Source organism: Succinivibrio sp., assembly GCF_045124615.1.
Classification (GTDB): Bacteria; Pseudomonadota; Gammaproteobacteria; order Enterobacterales; family Succinivibrionaceae; genus Succinivibrio; species Succinivibrio faecicola.
The window spans coordinates 1-2,675 of sequence record NZ_JBGVMC010000238.1; the positions used below are offsets into that span (position 1 = coordinate 1).

At 42.6% G+C, this 2,675-nt stretch carries 1 protein-coding gene; it reads right to left on the bottom strand.

What is annotated here, in order from left to right; translation table 11 throughout:
- A partial coding sequence (gene purL / locus ACJML3_RS06295; RefSeq protein WP_406021604.1) for a phosphoribosylformylglycinamidine synthase occupies nucleotides 1-2,675 on the bottom strand: 2,675 nt, incomplete at both ends.

The window sequence follows — 2,675 nt, forward strand, 5'->3', positions numbered from 1 at the left end:
CTTAACCTGAATTACAGCACCGATTTCTTCAGCAAACAGAGCTGGAATATCATCTTCACCGAGGTTATCAAGACGAACGCTAACACCTGTATGACCTGCAAATGACATTTCACAGATTGTAGTGAATAAACCACCATCTGAAATATCGTGATATGCAAGTAATAAGTCTTTTCTGTTTAAGAACTGAATAGAATCGAACAGTCCCTTCAGACGTACTGGAACATCAAGATCAGGACACTTAGAACCTAACTGACGATATACCTGAGCTAAAGCTGAACCACCAAGACGGTTCTGTCGCTCACCTAAGGTGATATAGATAAGAGTTGTATCACCCTTATCGGTTCTTAATACTGGAGTTAATGTCTTTCTGATGTCCTCAACACGAGCAAAAGAAGAAATAATTAAAGATAAAGGAGCTGTTACACTCTTCTTCTCACCATTCTCTTCCCATGTTGTCTTCATAGACATAGAGTCTTTACCTACTGGGATGGTAATGCCAAGCTGAGGGCAGATTTCCATACCAACAGTCTTTACAGCCTCAAATAAGCCTGCATCCTCACCAGGATGTCCTGTAGGAGCCATCCAGTTAGCAGATAATTTTACTCTCTTAAGCTCGCCAATATCAGCAGCTGCGATATTGGTGATAGCTTCTGCAACAGCTAATCTTGCAGATGCACCGTGATTTAATAGAGCAACAGGAGTTCTTTCACCTACAGCACCAGCCTCACCGTGGTAAGAATCATATGAAGCTGCAGTTACAGCAACATCTGATACAGGAACTTGCCATGGACCAACCATCTGATCACGAGCAACCAAACCAGTAACTGAACGGTCACCGATGGTAATTAAGAAGGTCTTTTCTGCAACGGTAGGTAATGACAGAACACGTTTTGCAGCCTCAAGAGGAGTAATACCATCAAGGTTAATCTCTGGTGAATTCTGCTTTAAGGTTACAACATCTCTGTGCATACGAGGTGGCTTACCTAAAAGAACATCTAAAGGTAAATCGATTGGCTTGTTATTGAAGTATGGATCCTCAAGAACAACTCTACGCTCCTTAGTAGCCTCACCAATAACAGCATACTGAGCACGCTCACGCTTACAGAATGACTCGAATAAATCAAACTTGTCAGCAGCAACAGCTAGAACATAACGCTCCTGAGACTCATTACACCAAATCTGTAATGGAGACATACCAGGCTCATCGTTAGGGATCTTACGTAAATCAAAACGACCGCCTACACCGCCGTCTGAAACAAGCTCAGGCATAGCGTTTGAAAGACCACCTGCACCAACGTCATGGATAAACATGATTGGGTTTTCATCACCTAATTCCCAACATGCATCAATAACTTCCTGACAGCGACGCTGCATTTCTGGGTTGCCACGCTGTACTGAAGCGAAGTCTAGATCCTCTGATGAAGCACCTGAGTTCATTGAAGATGCAGCACCACCACCTAAACCGATGTTCATGGCAGGACCACCAAGAACAATCAGCTTTGCACCTGGATCAATATGATCCTTTACAATGTGCTCACGACGGATGTTACCCCAACCGCCTGCTAACATAATTGGCTTGTGGTAACCTCTTACTTCCTTACCATTGAAACTTGTAACTTCTTCTTCATATGTTCTGAAGTAACCGCAAAGGTTTGGACGACCAAATTCGTTGTTGAAGCTTGCGCCGCCTAAAGGACCGTCAATCATGATCTGTAAAGCTGATGCTAAACGACCTGGCTTACCAAAATCATGCTCCCATGGCTGAATTGCACCAGGGATTCTCAGATTTGATACAGAGAAACCACAGATACCAGCTTTTGGCTTTGAACCAACACCGGTTGCGCCTTCATCACGAATTTCACCACCAGAACCTGTTGCAGCACCTGGGAATGGAGAAATAGCTGTTGGATGGTTGTGAGTTTCTACCTTCATTAAGATAGGCATATCTTCTTCATGATACTTCCATACATGGTCAGGATCTGGGAAGAATCTGCCTGCTTTTGAACCTTCCATTACAGCAGCGTTGTCCTTGTATGCTGAAAGAACATAATCGCTTGTTGTATTGTAAGTGTTTCTGATCATTGAGAATAAAGACTTATCCTCTTGCTTGCCATCGATATTCCATGATGCATTGAATACCTTGTGACGGCAGTGCTCTGAATTCATCTGAGCGAACATATAAAGTTCGATATCAGTAGGATCACGACCGATTACCTTGAAACTGTCTAGAAGATACTGCATCTCAGGCTCTGATAAAGCTAAACCAAGTTCAACATTGGCTTTCTTTAAAGCTTCCATACCTTCTGTTGTTAAAGCGACAGTTGTATATGGCTTTGGAGACTGTTTTCCAAATAATGCTTCACCATCTTCTAAAGAGAACAGAACGTTCTCCATCATACGGTCATGAATATTTGCGCTTACAATCTTCTTCTCATCTTCGGTAAATGTGCCGTTTTCTTTTACGATGTAGTAAGCAATACCGCGCTCGATACGTGATACCTTGTTTAGGCTGCAGTTATGAGCAATATCAGTTGCCTTTGAAGCCCAAGGAGAAATTGTACCTACTCTTGGTATAACAAAGAACAATTCACCCTTATCCTCGGATACATCCTTGGTAGGACCGTAACTTAAAAGCTTCTTTAATACTTCAAGCTCGTTATCGTTCAATGGTTCCT